The 16858-nt window shown below is 69.9% G+C and carries 20 protein-coding genes; all 20 read right to left on the reverse strand.

The window, feature by feature from the left end; all coding sequences use genetic code 11:
* Positions 1–34: 34 nt before the first annotated feature.
* Positions 35–844, reverse strand: a complete 810-nt coding sequence (locus VF643_RS08340) for a LytTR family DNA-binding domain-containing protein (RefSeq protein ID WP_331042922.1) — start codon at positions 842–844, stop codon at positions 35–37.
* The gene (locus tag VF643_RS08345) at positions 841–1968 is read right to left on the reverse strand and encodes a sensor histidine kinase (RefSeq protein ID WP_331042923.1); all 1128 of its coding nucleotides are present in this window, start codon (positions 1966–1968) and stop codon (positions 841–843) included. Before VF643_RS08345 ends, VF643_RS08340 begins: the two co-directional genes overlap by 4 nt.
* Positions 1969–2461: 493 nt before the next feature.
* Positions 2462–3583 carry an OmpA family protein gene (locus tag VF643_RS08350; RefSeq protein WP_331042924.1) on the reverse strand — a complete coding sequence of 374 codons (1122 nt, stop codon included), beginning with the start codon at positions 3581–3583 and terminating at the stop codon, positions 2462–2464.
* Positions 3584–3695: 112 nt separating this feature from the next.
* Complete coding sequence (locus tag VF643_RS08355) at positions 3696–4139, reverse strand: DUF2793 domain-containing protein (protein ID WP_331042925.1); 444 nt, start codon at positions 4137–4139, stop codon at positions 3696–3698.
* A 25-nt stretch (positions 4140–4164) separates the two neighbouring features.
* Positions 4165–6291 carry a phage tail protein gene (locus tag VF643_RS08360; RefSeq protein WP_331042926.1) on the reverse strand — a complete coding sequence of 709 codons (2127 nt, stop codon included), beginning with the start codon at positions 6289–6291 and terminating at the stop codon, positions 4165–4167.
* The gene (locus tag VF643_RS08365; protein WP_331042927.1) at positions 6279–6692 is read right to left on the reverse strand and encodes a peptidoglycan endopeptidase; all 414 of its coding nucleotides are present in this window, start codon (positions 6690–6692) and stop codon (positions 6279–6281) included. The genes VF643_RS08360 and VF643_RS08365 overlap by 13 nt, the downstream gene beginning before the upstream one ends.
* On the reverse strand, positions 6689–7486 hold the full coding sequence (locus tag VF643_RS08370) for a DUF2163 domain-containing protein (protein WP_331042928.1): 798 nt from the start codon (positions 7484–7486) through the stop codon (positions 6689–6691). Before VF643_RS08370 ends, VF643_RS08365 begins: the two co-directional genes overlap by 4 nt.
* Positions 7487–7658: 172 nt before the next feature.
* Positions 7659–9926, reverse strand: a complete 2268-nt coding sequence (locus tag VF643_RS08375) for a DUF2460 domain-containing protein (RefSeq protein ID WP_331042929.1) — start codon at positions 9924–9926, stop codon at positions 7659–7661.
* A 137-nt stretch (positions 9927–10063) separates the two neighbouring features.
* Entirely contained in the window at positions 10064–10624 is a 561-nt protein-coding gene (locus VF643_RS08380) for a tail tape measure protein (protein ID WP_331042930.1), read from the reverse strand.
* A complete protein-coding gene (locus tag VF643_RS16105) occupies positions 10617–10871 on the reverse strand; it encodes a phage tail assembly chaperone (protein ID WP_414713829.1) in 255 nt (84 codons plus the stop codon). Before VF643_RS16105 ends, VF643_RS08380 begins: the two co-directional genes overlap by 8 nt.
* Positions 10871–11182 carry a gene transfer agent family protein gene (locus VF643_RS08390; RefSeq protein WP_331042931.1) on the reverse strand — a complete coding sequence of 104 codons (312 nt, stop codon included), beginning with the start codon at positions 11180–11182 and terminating at the stop codon, positions 10871–10873. Before VF643_RS08390 ends, VF643_RS16105 begins: the two co-directional genes overlap by 1 nt.
* 160 nt (positions 11183–11342) lie before the next feature.
* Positions 11343–11750, reverse strand: a complete 408-nt coding sequence (locus VF643_RS08395; RefSeq protein WP_331042932.1) for a phage major tail protein, TP901-1 family — start codon at positions 11748–11750, stop codon at positions 11343–11345.
* 153 nt (positions 11751–11903) lie between these two features.
* Positions 11904–12284 carry a tail completion protein gp17 gene (gene gp17 / locus VF643_RS08400; RefSeq protein ID WP_331042933.1) on the reverse strand — a complete coding sequence of 127 codons (381 nt, stop codon included), beginning with the start codon at positions 12282–12284 and terminating at the stop codon, positions 11904–11906.
* Positions 12281–12787 (reverse strand): hypothetical protein, encoded by a 507-nt coding sequence (locus tag VF643_RS08405; RefSeq protein ID WP_331042934.1) that lies wholly within the window; start codon positions 12785–12787, stop codon positions 12281–12283. Before VF643_RS08405 ends, gp17 begins: the two co-directional genes overlap by 4 nt.
* Positions 12788–13055: 268 nt before the next feature.
* Positions 13056–14066, reverse strand: a complete 1011-nt coding sequence (locus tag VF643_RS08410) for a phage major capsid protein (protein WP_331042935.1) — start codon at positions 14064–14066, stop codon at positions 13056–13058.
* 156 nt (positions 14067–14222) lie between these two features.
* The gene (locus tag VF643_RS08415) at positions 14223–14627 is read right to left on the reverse strand and encodes an HK97 family phage prohead protease (protein WP_331042936.1); all 405 of its coding nucleotides are present in this window, start codon (positions 14625–14627) and stop codon (positions 14223–14225) included.
* Positions 14624–14917, reverse strand: a complete 294-nt coding sequence (locus VF643_RS08420) for a DUF6127 family protein (protein ID WP_331042937.1) — start codon at positions 14915–14917, stop codon at positions 14624–14626. Before VF643_RS08420 ends, VF643_RS08415 begins: the two co-directional genes overlap by 4 nt.
* Complete coding sequence (locus tag VF643_RS08425; protein WP_331042938.1) at positions 14914–16047, reverse strand: phage portal protein; 1134 nt, start codon at positions 16045–16047, stop codon at positions 14914–14916. Before VF643_RS08425 ends, VF643_RS08420 begins: the two co-directional genes overlap by 4 nt.
* A 31-nt stretch (positions 16048–16078) precedes the next feature.
* The gene (locus tag VF643_RS08430) at positions 16079–16621 is read right to left on the reverse strand and encodes a hypothetical protein (protein WP_331042939.1); all 543 of its coding nucleotides are present in this window, start codon (positions 16619–16621) and stop codon (positions 16079–16081) included.
* Between the two features lie 50 nt (positions 16622–16671).
* A complete protein-coding gene (locus VF643_RS08435) occupies positions 16672–16848 on the reverse strand; it encodes a hypothetical protein (RefSeq protein WP_331042940.1) in 177 nt (58 codons plus the stop codon).
* Positions 16849–16858 lie beyond the last annotated feature (10 nt).

Below are 16858 nucleotides of genomic sequence, written 5' to 3' on the forward strand. Positions count from 1 at the left end.
GCCCCAAGCGCAGGGGATGCCCGCGGGTTCCGCCTCAATGAACGAAGCGCGCCACCACGTCGCGGTAGCTGCGCGATACCTTGACGCTGGAGCCTGAGTTGAGGACCAGGAAGCATTCTCCGTTGGTGTGCGGCTTCACCTGCTTGACCAGATCGAGGTTGACGATCGTCGAGCGGTGGATGCGCTGGAAACGACGCGGATCGAGGCGCTTTTCCAGATCCTTCATCGTTTCGCGCAGGATCAGGGTGTTGTCGGCGGTTTTGATGACCATGTAATCGCCCGCCGCCTCGATCAGCTCGATGGTATCGACGTCGACGCGGAAAATCTGGCCCTGGTCCTTGATATTGATGAGTTTTTCGAAGCGGTTGGATGCCGGCTCGCCGGCGCCGCCGCCGTCGCCTGCCATGTCCGCCACCGCGTCCGGCGCGACTTCGGCGAGCACTTCCTTCAATTTCTCGGTTTCGCCCGCGCCGCGCTTGTCGGCCAGACGCTGGCGCACCTGGTCCAGCGTGTCGGCAAGCTCGGTTTCGTCGACGGGTTTCAGCAGGTAATTCACCGCCTGCGCCTTGAAGGCCTTCAGCGCGTGATCGCTGAACGCGGTGACGAATACGAACAACGGCGGTTCGACCTCCATCAGCCCCTGCACGACCGAGAAGCCGTCGAAACCGGGCATTTGGATATCGAGGAAGACGAGGTCGGGCTTATGGGTCTTGATCGAACGGATCGCCTCGCGGCCGTTCTGGCATTTGTCGATGATCTCGACGTCGTCGTGGACGCCCAGGCGCAATTCCAGTCCCTGGATCGCGAGCGGCTCGTCGTCGACGAGGATGGTGCGGATGGTCATTGAACCTCTCTGTTCAGATCTTCGAGCTGGAACGGAATCTCGATCTCCACCGAAAAGCCGCCCGTCGGCCTCGCGCCGGTTTCGAACCGGTGGTCAGGACCATAAGCCTGCGCCAGCCGGTCCCTGATATTGGCAAGCCCCACGCCGGTTGAAAGGCTTGGTCGGATTACCGCATCGTGCAACCCCGGCCCGGTGTCGGATACGGCGATCTGCACCCGTTCGCCGCTGAGCCGCACCGCCACGTCGATATCCGCGCCGTCCTCCTGCGGGCTGACCGCATATTTGATCGCATTCTCGACCAGCGGCTGGAGCAGCAGCGAGGGCAGGCGCGCACGCTCGGCGCGCGGATCGACGTCGAACGAGGTGCGTAGCCGATCCTCGAAGCGCATCTTCTCGATCTCCAGATAGAGTTTCAGCGTCTCCACTTCCTGACGGACGGTGACGTGCGCGGTCGGCTCGTTGGCCAGCGTGTAGCGCAGGAACGACGACAGCCGGCTGAGCATCGCGTTCGCCCGCTCGGTCTGTTTCAGCAGCACCAGCGTCGAGATCGAGTTGAGCGTGTTGAACAGGAAATGCGGGTTCAGCTGATAGCGCAGCATCGCCAGCTGCGCCGACGATGCCTGCATCTCCAGCACCTGCATCTCGTCGATCTGCTGTTCGACGATCAGATAGAAATTGATCCCGAAATACAGCGCCGACCAGCCGAAGAGAACGGTGAAGGTGACATAGACAGAGCCGAGGAGACGGGTGAGAGTGACCCCCGGCGTCGCGGTGGTGATGAAGCTGAAGGTGAAGGCGTCGAGCACCGCATAGACGAACGTCGCCGCCGCCAGCGTCGCAATGATGAGGAACACGCTGAGCGCGACCGGCAAACCGCGGTAATACCCATAGAGCGCGGACAGCAGCAGGGTGAGGCAATAGCCGACGATCGCCTCGATGATGATCGGGATCACCGCATCGAGCGTCAGCCCGTTGGAGACCGACGACACGCCGCGCAGCAGCAGATACCCGGCCCAACCCACCGCCTGAAGCGTCCAGAACGCCCTTATCTTGTTCTCGAAGAATGGCCTGGCCGACAGCCGCGGGCGCGCCTTCTGGCTGGGGGGGAGCGGAAGCGAGGCCATGCCCCGTGCGCTTACACCCTGTAGGGGGCGCGCAAAAGAGGGCGGTGACGCTGTACCGGGATCACGAAAGTGTGATGAGCTGAAACCGATCCGCTCGACCCGAGAGGCTCTACTCATAATCCTTGCCGATAGGCTGACAAGGATGAGCGCGTCGAGGCAGCATCCTGAAGCATCCCTCGGCGCCCCAGACGGCCTTGGAGGCAACATCTCGGCCTCGCTCAATGCCTCCTCAGGGCGAACGAAAGGAGGTCAGTCCAAACACCATACCGTTCTGAACTCGATCAGATTTGCTCCCCCCCTTCCCTTCGGGTGAGCGCCTTCTGCGTTATCAAACCTGGTCGCGAACGACTCTGGATGCGCCGTGGTATGACCGGCGCCTAGTCGACCGGAGCACAGACGCGATCCGCCACGGGCATGCGTCCCGACCACTCACGAAAAAAGGGAGGCCGGCTCGCGCCGACCTCCCCATTCTTCATCCCTTCCGGGAAGGCTCTTACTGACCCGAACCCGGACCGTAAGTGACCTCCACGCGGCGGTTCTGGACTTCGCGAACGCCATCGGCCGTATCGACCCGCGGGCGGCTCTCGCCGAACGCTTCGGTCGAAATCGAACCCTCGGGGATCGAACGCGACGACAGATAGCCCTTCACCGCATCTGCGCGACGCTGCGACAGACCGACGTTGTACGTTGCTGCGCCGGACTTGTCTGCGTGACCTGCCAGCATGACCTGTGCGTTGCCGCACGTCTGATACTGGGTGACCGCATTGTCGAGAATCGACCCGGCTTCCGGGGTGATGTCCGACTTGTCCCACTCGAAGAACACGATGAACGGTCCAGGCGAGCAGACCGCAGGCGGAGCGGGGGGCTCGGCAGGCGGCGGGGGCGGAGGAGGCGGCGGCGGCGGCGGCGGCGGCGGGGGTGCCTCGGGCTCGCCGAAGTTGAACGTCACGCCGCCCAGGATGCTGTGCGAACGATAGCGACCCTCGAAGGTGCGGTTCGACACGTCGACCAACTGGACGTTGTCGGCGTTGAAGAAGCGATACTTCAGCGTCGCGTCGATGTTCTCGGTCAGCGGCGCACGGATACCCGCCAGCCCCTGATACGCGAAAACCGTGTCGGAATCGTCGAGGAAATCGCCACGCGTGTTCAGGCCGTAGTTCGCCTTGACGCGTGCGACGCCGACGCCGCCGCCGACGAAGCCCTGGATGCCGTCGTCTTCACCGAAGTCGAGCAGGCCGTTCAGCATGAAGCTGAGCGCCGAGGTCGAACCACCGGCAGTATCAAAACGACCGACCGGCGCGTTGAAGCGACCGCCCGCCGCATTGAATGCAGGTGTCGTGACCGTGGACGTGTAGCCATCGACAGTGGCGCGGCGATAGCCGACCTCGGTTTCGAGGCGGAACGCGCCAAAATCATAGCCGATCGTCGCATCGACGTCGTACCCATAATCGTGATCGACCGAGCCCGCGGAGGACGCGGTTCCGATATCGTACTCGATATCCTCCACGATCATCGCACCGCCTTCGACACCGACATACCATGCCTTGTCCTTTGCGAGGGCGGGCGTGGCGAGAGCGGTGGATGCAAGTGCCAGTATTACGGCAAGCTTCCGCATAAAAGTCCCCTTTCTGAGTTGTCACTACGGACACGGCAAACTCACTACCGGATGGTTGGTTTCGCCGCAACCCAACAAAAGCCGGCGCTGTTGCCTAAACAACACACCTGGATCAGGCCAGCCAGCCCTGAGCTCGCAAGGCGCCGAGGATCGCGACCACCGCCGACCGGCATTCGGCATCGACCGTCGCACCGCCCGTCGGCGACGCGATCGGCGCCACCCGGTCCAGCCGCCACCCTTGCGCGCCATAGCGAACCGCCGTCGCATCCGCACGGCTCCACGCCGCCATGCCCGGCCGCGGCGCGAGGAAGCGCCAGCCGCCGTCGGTCCACCCGGCAATCGCGCCGGCATGCCCGTTCCACGCCCCGGAAGGCGCCGCGCCCACGATCCAGCACGCGCCGGCCGCGGGGCTTGCCGGCGGCGCGTCGACGCCGACGGCTTCGACGCTCGCCTGCACCGCGATGTCGATCAGCGCGAGCGCCTCGTTGTGGGTCCATTCCTTCTGCGCCTGCCCCGCGTCGAGATAGGGCAGCGCCAGCCGTGCGCTGTCGGTCATGTCTTACTCTCCTGCAAAACTTGGGTCACGCCGGCACCGCGATCGTCGTAAGCCGCGAATCCCCGTTCGTGCCCCGCTGGCACACCGTCACCGTCGCAGGACGCGCGACCGTGATGAACGACGCGCCGCTTACGGTCGTCGCGCGCGCCGCCCCGGTGGCGACGGTCACGACGTAAAGTTCCGCTTCTTCGCCCAGCGGCACGTCGGCGCCGTCGATCCAGCGCCAGCCGACCCGGCTCCGCCGCACCCAGCGGACGATCGCCTCGCCCGGCCCGGCGGCTTCCCAGCGCATCCGCGCCACCGCCGGCGGCAGCACCGATCCTTGGTCCAGGCTGACGTTCGCTTCCACCGGCGTCGCGTCGCCCGCCCCCGACGCCAGCACCCGCACGCCGCGCGTTCCCGCCGGCGGGTCGACGGTACGCACCGCCCCCGCCTCGATAGTCGCGAAGCGCACGCCCGCGATCTGCGTGCCGATCGCCCATTCGGTGCCCCGCCGCCCGCGCAACAGCCGCGACAGCCGCCACCGCGCCTCGCCCAGCGGTTCGGCCATCCCGAACTGCACCAGCTCGTCGCCGATCAGCGCCAGGTTGCTCCCCCGATCCAGCGCCGCATCGTCGGCATCGGCCAGCAACATGTCCGCATGGGCGAGGCGCACCACCAGCGTTCCCACGCGATCGGCCAGCACCGCGCTGCCGGCGGGCGGCGGCTGTTCCACCGTCCCGATCGCCGCAGGCGCCGCGGTCGATCCCGCTTCGGTCCAGGTTGCGCCCTCGTCGGTGCTGACGAGCAGCGTGGCGGATCGCCACCCCGCGCCCTCGCCCGCCGCCACGATCGTCAGTCGCGGCGCGCCCAGCAGCGCATCGTCGAGCGCGGGCGTCTCGAACGCCGCCAGCAATGTCCGCCCGGCCACCGCGTCGCGCTGCGCCAGCACCCGCCCGCCGCTCGCGCCGACAGGGCTTGCGGTCGCGCCGCCCACGACGCGCACCAGGTCCAGCTTCACCGCCATGCCTTCCAGCGTCGCCTGCGCCACGCGCCAGCGTCCCGTCTCGCCCGCAATCGCCACGATCGTCCCCGGCACGACGTCGATCGCCTCCAGCCCCGCCGCCACGCTCCGCCGCACCCGCTCCGCTTCGCCGCGCGCGAGCATCGCCTGGGCCACCGCCTTGGCGGTTGCGGCGTCGATCACCGCCGGCACCTCGATCCGATCCTCGCGCACGCCGCCCCCGGGCCGCCGCGCGCGCTGCAACCCCGACTGATAGTCGCGCGCCGCCTCGTAATGCGTCACCGCCACCGCGCCCGGCGCAACGCGCGGTGCCGCCACCGTGCGCACGCCCGTCCCGCCGCCAAACCCCGCATCCGCGATCGTCCGCGTTGCCGCGCCGATGGTGCGGAACGCCAGCCCCTCGCCCGCTACCGCAAACCACGCCCCGCTCGCCTGCGCACACGTCTCCAGCACCGCGCGCACGCTGCCCCCCGCCGCCGCGAACCCGCCGAGCGTCAGCCCGTCGTCGGCCGCGATCACCTCGTCGGCCAGTGCCCGCGCCACCGCGCCGCTCGTCACCGCGCCCGCGTCCGCGACGATTTCGAAGGTCAGCGACGGAATACGGTTGCCGAATTCGGCCAGCTCCAGCCCTTCGAAAACCACATAGGCCGCGCCGCGGTGCGCCGGAGTCGCGCCAGTGCCCTCCGCAGAGGCGATCAGCGGGTCGACCGCCTGGTCCTCGCGCCCCCGATGGACGCGGAACCCGGTGCGCACCTTGAAATCCCCCGCCAAACCGCGGAGCAGCCTGCCATCGGCCCAGATGCGCGCCACGTCGCGGATCGGTCGCGCCGACAGCAGCACCGCGAAATTGGCCGCATAGGCATAATTCGTGCTTTTCGCCTGTCCCTTGCCCCCGCTCGTGCTGCGCGTCTCGATCAGGTCGGTCGCCCAGATCACCGTGCCCGCCACCCGCATCGTCCCGAACAGCTTGGGGATTTGCGTGCCATAGGACGACGTCTGCACCGCCAGCTCGGTCAGCCGCGGCCCCTGCCGCCGCGCGCCGCCGCCGATCACCGCCCGGTCGACGCTCTGCCCCAGCAGCGCGCCGATCGCGCCACCCACCGGCCCGCCCAGCGCGGTCCCCGCCGCAGTCAGGATCAGCGTCGCCATGTCATTTCCCCCTCCGCCACACGCCACGCGCCGATGATCGGCCAGGGCACGGCGCCCGGCCGCTCGACCACCCGCCCCAGCCCCGCATCGGCGTGGACCATTCCGCCGTCGACGCGGATGGCCAGGTGCATCTGCCCCGGCCCGGAGGCGCACAGCAGCACATCGCCCACAGCCGCGCCGTCGCAGCGCCCGAGAACTGCATCGAGCACCCCCGCCACCTTCGCGGGATTGCCACCCCGCAGCGGATACCCTCGCGGCACGTCTCCCCCATAGCCGCCCGCCCTGATCGCCACCGCGACCAGCCCGACGCAATCCACCCCCTCGCGCCCGCGCCCCTGCGGTCGAAAGCGCACCCCCAGCATCTCCCGCGCCGCCGCCGCGACGCGCTCGCCGGCCGTCATGCGCCCGGATACCGGGTCAGCAGGTCGACGCCCGGAAGATACGGCTCGCCGCGAAAGTTCGCCGCGTTCTGGAACCGCGCCGCGCAGGTGGCGATGCTCTTGTCGCACCCCTCGATCACCGCAACGCGCGTGCCCGCCGCGACCGCGAAGGCAGGCTCTGCCCGCAACGTCACCGTCGCGCCCGCGGATACGGCGATCGCCGCCTCCATCCCGCAATTGGCTCCGCCGAACCACCGCAACCGCCCGCCGCCATAGCCGTTCGCGATCGGCTCGGCCGCATCCAGCGTGACGACCGCGCCGTCCACGCCCACCACGTTCAGGAACCGCCTGCGCCCGGCCACCGCCACCCGGCACCGTGCATCGCCCAGTTCGGCGCGACATTCGGGCGAGGTCTCCTCGACGACCGGCCGATCCAGCGCCGCGGTCACCCCGAGCAGTTCGGCGGTGAACCCGTCCTCCCCGGTCTCCACCGCGCCGATCGTTCCCTGGCCCAGGTCCACCCGGATAGCGGACTCGCGCCAGTCCACCGCGAACACCGCCACCCGCGCCCCGTCCCAGCGTCCGGCGATCAGGTCGCCCTCCCCGATCGCCTCCGCGGTGAAGGCGCCGGACACGTCCATCGTATCCGCCTCCAGCCCGTCGGATCGCACCACCGCCGACGGCACCATCCCCGGCGCGGCGCGATGGACCAGCCCGTCGATGACGAGATCGCGATCATGCGCGGTCAGCCCGATCGTTACCCCATCCCGCCGCTCGATCCGCCAACACAGCACCCAGTGCGTCAGTTCACCCATCGTCCATCCCCTTCTTCAGTCCTCCCCAAGCTCGCTTGGGGAGGGGGACCGCGTCGCGTCAGCGACGGGGTGGAGGGGCCGGCGCAGCCGGTGCTTCGCACCACCCCTCCACCACCGCCTGCGGCGGCGGTCCCCCTCCCCGAGCAAAGCTCGGGGAGGACAAGCCAAGCCGCTATTCCCGCACCTCGACCAGCGGCACAGACGCCGCCTCCCCCGCGCGCCAGCTCGCCGCGGTCACCGCCAGCCGGTCCTCGGCAAAGCGCACCGGCACGTCGAAGGCGAACCCCGCGGTCACCGCCGCGCCCGCGGGCGGCGCCACGTCGAGCACCACCCAGCCGCCCGCCTCCATCGCGAAGCCCTGCGTCGCCACCCCTGCGACCTTCACGGCCACGCTCCCCGCGACCGGCCGGGTGATCCGCCGTCGTTGCGCGCCATAATGTTTCACCAGCGCGAACCGCCGCTGCACGCCGTCACCGGTGCCGATCGCCTCGCCCACCGCCTCGCGGTCGAACGGATCGCGCAGCCGAAATCCGCGCGCCGGCCCCATGCGCGCGCGAAAGAACGCCAGCAACGCGGCGATGTCAGCCTCCGATCGCACCCCCGGCCCGACATCGTAGAAGGTCCGCGCCTGCCCCCATGCGGCGTTACGCTGCTCGGCACCGCCCGCCGCCGTCACGATCGCGGTCGAAAAGGTCGGCGCCACCTCCGCCTGCGCGCCGATCGCCAGCGGAAACTGCACGTCGTCGAACGCCATCGCTTGCTCCTCCCCGGTATCGAAATGCACGAAGCCGTCGCGCATCACCTGCGGCAGCGCCCACAGCACCACCGCCGCCACCCCGCGCGCCCGCGCCACCTCCGCGGCGGCGTCGATCGCGCTCCATTGCAGCGCGTCCTCGGGGCGCAGCACGAAGCCCGAAAGATAATGCTGCGCCCCCGGCGGATAGCCCAGCCGCGCCTGCGCCGCCGCGACCCCGCGTGCGCTGTCCGCGGTCGCGCCCGCGGTCACCCAGTCGTAATCCTCCAGCTGCACTATATCGAAGGCCGGCCGCGCCCAGCCCACCGGCATGTTGGCACGCTTGGCCTCGGGCGCCGCGGCATCCAGCACCGTCGGCAGATACGTCAGCAGGTGCGTCACGCATCCCGGCGCTGCGACCCGCACCGCAGCACACAGCGCCCCGGTGGACGCCGCCAGGCACGCCCCCGCGCGGTCCAGCGTCGCCCGCTGCGCCGCATCCAGCGCCCCGCGCAACGTCGGGATCGCCACCGGCGCGAACGCCGCCACCGCCGCCGCGTCGTAAAGGCACGGCCGGCCATCGGGCATCGTCCACCACCACGGCTCGCCGACCTGAAACTTTGGCGCCAACCCCGCCGCCGCGCCAACGCCCAAGAACGCCGCCGCGACCGCCTGCAGATAGGCCATCGCCCCCTGGTGCGCTGGCGACAGCAGGGTCGACGGCGGCACCCACCCGGTCAGCGCCGGCGAACCATCCGCCGCCCGCTGCTTCCAATCGCCCCAGCAATGCGCATCGAACAGCTCATAGCTCAGCGACCAGATCAGATCGTACCCCAGCGCCCGCGCCCGGCCCGCGAAATCCCTGTGCCACGCTGCGCACGCGACGTTGAGCACACCGCCCGCCAGGCTGGCATACAAACTGCCGCCGCTCGCCTCCAGCCGGAAGTAATGGCTCATCCCGACATAGTGGATCAGCGTGCCCCGATACCCCAGGTGCAGCGCGTTCCGCAGCAACCGCGCGGGCGTGAGATTGTAACTGTCGTCATAGCCGCTCGCGATGCCCAGCCCGTGTTCGGGCACCACCACGTCGCCGCATCCGATCACCGATCCCGCCCCGGTGCAGGTGACGCCGGTCAGTTCGACCCACCCCTCGGCCGGCGCCGTCAGCAGCGCATCCGTCGCGTCGTAACCCGGTGCGACCAGCGAGATGAACATCCGGTCGACGTCCCCCGCCCACACCGGATCGGCCTCGCCCGGCAGCAGGAACCCGCCATCGAGCGCTCCGAAGTCGAGATCGACGTGCGCGTCCTCCGGCGTTCCCACCGCGTAATTCCACAACCGTACGTACCAGGCGCGCGCATTCCCCCCGGCATCGCGCCCCTCGATCGTCAGCGTCGGGCCATGCACCGCGTCCAGCGGCTTGACCCCGCCCGATCGCCACCGGAACGCCAGCCGGCAATCCCGAAAGTCGCGCGACGTCTCATAGGCCAGCAAGGGATGATCGAACCGATCCTCCGCCTCCCAGATCAATCCGGCCAGATCGTCACGGGCGTAGAAGACCGCATCCACCCGCATCGTGTCATGCGCAGGCGTGGTCACCGCCGCCATCATCGGCCGCGGAAAGTTCACCGTCCAATGGACGGGATCGAACCGCGTCATCACGTCCACCGCCTGAACCGTCCGCCGCTTCGCCAGCCACCAGCCCATCAGCCATCCTCCGGTCCCGTCGCCCTCACCTTCCCGCCGCCTTCGGCGGCTCCTTTCCCTCTCCCGCCGGGAGAGGGAGGGAGGCGCGTAGCGCCGGAAGGGTGAGGGTGACCCGCATCAACTGAAACGCGAGCGGCTCAATCGTCCTGCAAAGCCGCGCGCACCGCCCGCGCCACCTGCCGCGACGAGCGCGCCAGCGCCGCCGGCGCCTCCCCCGCGGACGCATTGACCGTGATCGCCACCCGCACCTCGCGCGCCGCGCCCGAGGCGCCGGTTTCGACGCGCCCGCTGGTGGTCGGCACGAACAGCTCCGGCCCGCGCTCGCCGACCCGGTACGCCCGGCCCGGCGTCACCGGCCCGCCCGTCGCGCGCCCCGGCTGCCCGCCGATCAGCCCCGCCAGCACCCCGCCGATGCCGCCCCCCGCGGTCGCACCGCCGCCCAGCAACGACGCCAGCCCGCCCTTCACCGCCTCCGCCGCGACCTCCGCCAGCGCCGACAACGCCGCGCGCTTGAGGTCGTCGAACCCCAGTTTACCCGTCCGCACCGCGCGCAGCAGCGACGTCTCGATCGCCCGCCCCGCGCGATCGGCCCCCGCGCCCAGCGACCCCTCCAGCGTCTCGCGCATCGCCGTCACCTCGCGCGCAAAGCCCGCGGTATCGGTGCGCACCCCGATCACCGCCTTGTCCACCTCATCCATCCGGAAACGCCTCCATCAAAGCCGCCACGCCACGCTGGTCGAGCGCGGTCGCCGCATCCCCCGCCAGCACCGCCACCACGCCCGCCAGCTCGGCCGGCGTCGCCCGCCAGAACGCGTCCGGCGACCACCCCAAGGCAACCGCCGCAAACCCCGCCAGCCGAGCCGCCGCCCCACCAAAGTCCTCCCCAAGCTGCGCTTGGGGAGGGGGACCGCTCGGCGCAGCCCAGGGGTGGAGGGGCAGCCCCATCACCGCCCCGCCAATATCTGTCGCAGCACGCCGCGCAGCACCGGCGTCACCACCGCCAGCCCCGCCTCCACCACCGCCTCGCCCAGCGTCTCGCGCGTCACCCCATCCGGGCATTCGCGCAGGCAGTGCCAGAACAGCGCGACCATCTCGCCCAGCCCCAGCTTGCCGTCGGCCGCCCGCTCGACCAGCGCGAACAGCGGCCCCAACTCGCCCTCCGCCGCCACCAGCGCCGCGAACGTCGGCCGCAGCACCAGCGTCTCCCCCGCCACCCGCAGCGAAGCCTCGCCACGCACCGTATTTGCAATTGTCATGAATGATCTCCCTTTTCCTTCTCCCCTTGCGGGAGAAGGTGGCGCGAAGCGCCGGATGAGGGGTGCGAGCCGCTGGCTCGCGCGGAGCTTCGCTCCGCACCCCTCTCCCTTGCGCTCCGCTACGCTGCGCTCCTTCCCTCTCCCAAAAGGGGAGAGGGAATCAGGCGGCCACCACCGCGCCGGAACTCTCCAGCGACAGCGTGTAGGATCGCTCCCCGTTGAAATCCCCGGCATAATCCAGCCGCGTCACCAGGAACCGCCCGGTCATCGTCTCGCCACCCTCGAACGTCAGCCGGTAATCGTCCAGCACGCCCGACAGCGCATTTCCCTCCACCCGCGCCTCCGCGGCAGAGCCGGTGAAGACGCCCGCCCCCGACACGCTCACCGATCGCACCCCCGCCCCCGACAGCAACTGCCGCCAGCCGCCGGAATCCTTGCTCGTCACCACCACGCCCTCGCCGTTCACCGACAATTGCGTCGTCCGCATCCCCGCCACCGTCGCGAAACTCGGCGTCACCGCCCCGTCCCCCACCTTCAGCAGGAACGCACTCCCCTTCTCCACCGCCATGATCTTTCTCCTTTTTGATCCTCCCCGCACGCGGGGAGGGGGACCGCCGCAAAGCGGTGGTGGAGGGGGGCTTGCCACGGGTGAATCGCTCGCGGCCCGCCCCCTCCACCAGCCTTCGGCTGGTCCCCCTCCCCGTGCCGGGGAGGAATCCAGTTATTCCTCGCGCCACATCCGCACCGCGAACTCGCTCGTCCCCACCCACCGCTCGCCGCTGCGCACCAGCCGCGATCGCACGCACCGCATCTGCACCACCCGCCACCCGTCGCCGATCGCCGGACCCAGCGCCATCACCGCCGCCTCCCCCTCCTCAATCGTCGCGCGCAGCCGCACCGGCCGCTCGCCCGCGTCGGCGAAGCGCACCGTCACCCGCCCCTCGTGCCCCGCCCAGGTCTTGGTGCTCCAGTCGCCAAGCACCGCCTCCTCCACCACCGCATGCGGCAGCGCACCGCGCACCGGCGGCGCGTCGAAGGCGGTGACGCCCGCCCCCTCCAGCGCCGCGACGATCGCCGCCGACAGCATCGCGCGCGCGCTCATGCCGCCAGCACCCGACGCGCACTGCCCAGCCGCATCCGCCGCCACGGCCGCCAAAGCGCCGCGATCGCGGACGGCGGCGCCGCATCGCCCTCGCGGTGTTCGAACAGATGCGCCGCCAGCAGCGCGACCCCCTGCGCCAGCGCGGCGGGCAAGGCCTCCCACGTCGTCGCCAGCCCCGCGGAATAAGCCACGCTCGCCACCCCGCCCCCGGTTGCCCGGACCCAGCCGACGCCGTGCGCGTCGATATCCACCGCGAACCCGTCCCCCACCAGCGCGGTCACCGGCTCCGCCACCAGCCGGTGCCACGCCCCGTCCGCCGGAACCCGGTCGACGAACCCCCGCACGATCAGCCGCTGCCCGACGAACGCCTCGGCCAGCAACAGCGCGGTGCCCCCGAGCCGCCCGAGCAGCGCATCCTCCTGCCCGCCCTCCAGCCGCAACAACGCCCGCCCCGCCGCCACCGCACCCGCGATAGCAGCCGACGGAATATCCGCTTCAGCCATGTCCATTTCCTTCTAAAGTCCTCCCCAAGCTCCGCTTGGGGAGGGGGAGCGTTCGCCAAAGGCGAATGGTGGAGGGGGTTCTCAGTCCTCCCCGAGCTCGCTCGGGGAGGGGGACCGTTCGCCCACTTGGGCGAATGGTGGAGGGGCAGCCGCTAGGCGAGACGCTCCCGGCTCCACAGCGCAGGCCGCCACGCCCGTCAGACGGGGACGCGCAAGCGCGTCCCCCCTGCCCGGCCGTGTCGCGGTCGCGATCGGCTCACGCCGATCGCTACGACACGGCGAACTTCATCACCTTGATGGCCTCCGAATTGCTCACGCACCCGCCCACCCGCTTGGTCGCGTAGAAATTCACGAACGGCTTGTTCGAATACGGATCGCGCAGGATCTGCGTCTCGCTGCGTTCCGTCACGATATAGCCCATCCGGAAATTGCCGAACGCAATGCTGAGCGCGTTCGCCGCGACGTCGGGCATGTCCTCGGCCTCGATCACCGGATAGCCCAGCAGCGTCGCGGGCTGCCCTGCCGACAACCCCGCCTGCCAGACGAACGCGCCGTCGCTCGTCTTGAACTTGCGGATGCGCGCCAGCGTGCTCGCGTTCATCACGAAGGTCGCCCCCTGGCGGTACGGCGCGCGCAAGGACTGGACCAGGTCGATCAGTCGCTCCTGCGGGTTGGCGCCGAAGTCGCCCGCCGCCCCGCTCGCCAGATGTTGCAGCGTCCCGAACGCGCGCGTCGCATCCCCCGCCGTCGCCGTCGCGCCGGTGAGAAACCCCTTGGGCCGGTTGACCCCCGAACCGCTGACGAACGCCGCCCCTTCGGCCTTGGCGAATTCGGTCGCGATCTCGCCGCTCAGCCACGCCTCGACATCGAACGCCGCATCGTCGAGCATCGCCTGGCTCGCTGCCGGGTTGGCATAGAGTTCGCCCATCGGCGGCACCAGTTCGGTGAACACCGGCGAAGCCGTCTCCGGCCGCGCCGCGGTCTCCGCCGCCCAGCCCGACGGCGTGCCCCCGGTCGTCATCAGCTTGCGATACCCCGCGGTCCCCACCTTGACGACGTTGGCGATCGAACGGATCGGCGAGATGCCTTTCAGCACCGCGTCGATCTGCGCGTCGATCTCGCGCGGCACCGCATAGCCGCCTGCATCCCCCGTCACGCCGGTGAACGCCTTCATCTCCAGCGTCGCACCCGACCGCACGAACCCCGCAAAGCCATTGGCCGGCGCACGCGCCCCCGCCAACACCGGCCGCGCCACCACTGCGTTATCCGTCGTTTCCATGCACTTGCTCCTCATGAGAAATGAAAAAGGGGAGCCGAAGCCCCCCTTTGCTAAAGTCCTCCCCGCCCCGCGGGGAGGGGGACCGCTCGGCACAGCCGAGTGGTGGAGGGGGTTCTCCACAGGCGAGCCGCCCGGCGGCCACCCCCCTCCACCAGCCTACGGCTGGTTCCCCTCCCCGTGCCGGGGAGGAATGGAGATGTGCTCCACCCGCGCCAAAGGCTGCATCGGCTGCGCCACCAGGCTCACCTCGACCAGCGCCACCCGTGACAGCGAACGATGCGCGCCCTGCCGCACCACCTGCGGCCGATACCCGACCGACAGTCCGGTCAGCGCGCCTGCGCGCACCAGCGCCGCGACGGCCACGTCAGAAACCTCGCCCGATACCGCCAATCCCCGCGCATCCTCCGCCACGACGATTCGCCCGACCGGTAGCCCACGATGCTGCACCAGCAGCGGCACCTCGCCCGCGCCTGCGAAGGCGCCGGCGCGGAACACGTCGCCCGCCCGGTCCACCGCATCGAACACCGCGGCATAGCCCCGGAACCGCACCACGCCGGTCACTGCACCAGCTCCGCGAACCCCAGCTTGACCGCCAGCATCGCCAGCACCGCGGCCGACACCCAGCCGAACACCGCCTTCCACGCGCTCGTCTTGGCATCGCGCCACGCGGCCAGCAGGTCGCGCAGTTCGCGCATGTCGCCCGCCGCTCGCTCGTCGGTCAGCCCGAGGCGCGCCAGCGCCCGCGTCGCGCCCAGTTCGCCCGCCTCCTCGGCGATTCCGCGCAGCGTCACCAGGCCCGCCCCCTCCTCCACCCCTTGCGCGATCAGCTGCGCCAGCACCGCCCCGCTCATGCTCCCTCTCCTGCTTCCAGCCCGACCATCTGGCGCTTCTCCTGCGCCGTCAGGAAATCCGCCGCCGTCACGGATCGCCACAATGTCGCGCGATCCTCGGCCAGCGCGGGAACGGCGTTCAGGTCGACGGCGAGCGTCGCCCCCTCGAACCACCCGTTCAGCCCCTGTGCCAGGCCGGTCAGTATCGTCCCCGCCAGGGGCAGGATCGCCTGCCGCCACAGCGCCCGGTTCGCTTCCTTGTAATTGGCATAGGTCGCATCGCCCGGCTGCCCGAGCAGCATCGGCGGCACCCCGAAGGCCAGCGCGATCTCGCGCGCCGCCGCCGCCCGCGTGCCCGCAAAGTCCATGTCCGCCGGGCTCAGCCCCAGCGCCTGCCACTTCAGCCCGCCCTCCAGCAGCATCGGCCGCCCGGCATTCGCGCCGCCCGAAAAGCTCGCGTCCATCTCGGCCCGCAGCCGCTGGAACTGGTCGGGCGCCAGCGTCGATCCGTCGCCGGGATCATAGACCAGCGCCCCCGACGGCCGCGCCGCATTGTCGAGCAGCGCCTTGTTCCATTCGCCGGCCGCGTTGTGGATCGCCACCGCGCCCGCCGCCGCACCCAGGCACCCCAGCCCATAATGGTCGTCGATCGGGTTGAAGAAGCGCAGGTGCACCACCTCGGGCCGCACCGCGTCGCCGGTCAGCCGCGTGGTGCGCTCGCCAACCTTGTAGCGATAGGCAGCGGGCCACCCGCCCGCGTCCAGTTCCACGCTCACCCGCTCGGGGCGCAGCGCGTACAGTTCGGCGACGTTTCCGCCGGTGTCGCGCAGCACCTGGATATAGGCATTGCCGTGGAGCAGCAGATGCGCCGCCGCCGCCTCGATCAGCACCTGTCCCCCCGACCGCCCCGTGGCCAGCGCGATCAGCTCGGCATGCGACGCGACCAGCGGCGCGCTCCCCAGCGCCTCCATCACCAGCCGCACCGCACGCTGCACGACGGGATTGCGCGCATAGCCCTCACGCACCTGCGCGTCGTAACTCGGCGGCCCGAACCCCTCCCTCAGCGCCGCCCCGACACCATAAGTCGCGACCCCACGCGACAAAACCGGACGCGATTCCTCGCGCCCGGATGTCCATCCGAACAATTTCATGATGTGCTCCCGTTGTTGCTAGGCGCGCGAGTCAGCGCGGGAAGAAGATGCCCTTCACGCAATCCATGTTGCGCACCGCGATCTGCACATGGCTGCGTTCGCGAAAACCGCCGCCGGGATAGAGTTGCCCACCTTCACCGAACATCCCGCGCACCGTGTCGAACGCAGGCACGACACGCTCGGGGAGGGGCACGGATTCGATCATGGCATGAAGGTGCTTGATGACCGCGCAATCCAGCAATCGCAGCACGCGGTCATCGTCCGGATCGGTGCCGACACCACGGTTGGTCGGCATCTGCAACCCGGTTTCGGCATGCTGCTTGACGAGTGAACGATACGCGCCGCGAACAAGCTCCAGATCGTGCCGGGACACCAGGTCGAGGCAATTTCCAAGGTCGATCGCAGCACCGATCACCGCCGCCTCCGCGTAATCGCCGCGGCGAACCTTCGCCTCCGCCCATTCTCGCGCGCGCTGCTCGTCCGACTCCCAAATGTAGAAGCCCGGCCCGAGCCAGTCATAGGCGCGGTCGCTTTGGATCAGATCTATCTTTCCGTTGACCGCCTGCTCGGCCACGCGTCTGTCACATCCATGATAGCCGAGGACGAAGGACGTCGCGAGCCGGCTCACCCGGCCTTGCGTTCCCAGCCCGGTCCGCCCAATTCGGCGCGCAGGTCACCATTTGCTTCGTACAGGCCTTCGGCGATCAACGCCGCTCGCGCCTGCTCCGGCGAGCGCGTATTGCGCTTCGTATACTCTTCGATCAGGTCGAGGATCGCGGCATTGCGCTGGGAATGGGTCATGGGTGGTCCG

The sequence above is a fragment of the Sphingomonas sp. genome (assembly GCF_036387595.1).
Lineage (GTDB): Bacteria > Pseudomonadota > Alphaproteobacteria > Sphingomonadales > Sphingomonadaceae > Sphingomonas.